This window comes from Arthrobacter silviterrae, from assembly GCF_011045165.1.
In the GTDB taxonomy this organism is placed as follows: Bacteria; Actinomycetota; Actinomycetes; order Actinomycetales; family Micrococcaceae; genus Specibacter; species Specibacter silviterrae.
This window is the reverse complement of record NZ_JAAKZI010000095.1, coordinates 1-848: the sequence shown is the minus strand read 5'-3', so window position 1 is coordinate 848 and position 848 is coordinate 1. Positions and strand designations below refer to the sequence as shown.

The window sequence follows — 848 nt, the reverse complement described above, 5'->3', positions numbered from 1 at the left end:
CCGCAGGCCAAACCACCCCGGGCCAAAGGACTCCGGGCCAAAGGACTCCGGGCCAGACCACCCCGGGCCAGACCACCCCGGGTGAGGGGCTGCCGTTCGCCGCTGCGGAAGCGATGTCCGGAGTGCCCCTGGCAGCCCCGGAACCGGCATCGGGGACCCCGGGTGTGCGGCCGGGTTTCGCCGGGGCCGCGGTGTCGTCCGGGCAGGGCTGTTCCGTGCTGGTGTCCACCGCCGGGCTCCTGCTGGAGCAGTGCGCGGGGGCGTTTGACCCTGTCGTGCTGGCCCAGCTGGATGCGGCCCTGGCGCACGAGCTCGCCGCGGGGGCGTGCCGGCGGGCGGAGGACGCGGCGGCCCGGCTCGGCCAGCAAATCCGTGCCGGCGCCCCGGCGGGAAACCTCGCGGACCTGGCCCACTACGTCTCCGCCGCCAGGGGAACGGCCACGAAGGCCCAGTCCCAGGCTGCTGCGGCCACCGACGTCGTGCTGGCACTGGGCGGCATCACGGGTGCCGGGCCAACAGACCCGGCACCCGTGCCGGGGGCTGGCAAGCCCGCGGGCCGTGGCTTAGCAGCTTCCGGAGGAACGCGCCGCGCCACAGGTGCCGGGCCCACTGCCGGCCCGTCCGCGATCCCGGACCGCACGGCAAACGCCACTGCGAACGCCACGGCGAACGAGACGGCGAACGACACGGCAAACGGCGCGGTGAATGGTGAGGCGGCTGCCCGTGGGCCCGCCGGCTATGACGGGGCGGTGGTGGCCGCGGTGGACCCGTCCGCCCTGGTGGACGTGATCGCCCGGCTGGAGGAGGTCAAGAATGCCGCGGCCGCCGCGCAGGCCCAGGCCGAGGCC

1 pseudogene is annotated in these 848 nt (G+C 75.7%); it reads left to right on the top strand.

From position 1 onward, the window contains the following. A pseudogene (locus G6N77_RS19555) lies at positions 1-848 on the top strand (hypothetical protein); the annotation flags it as partial.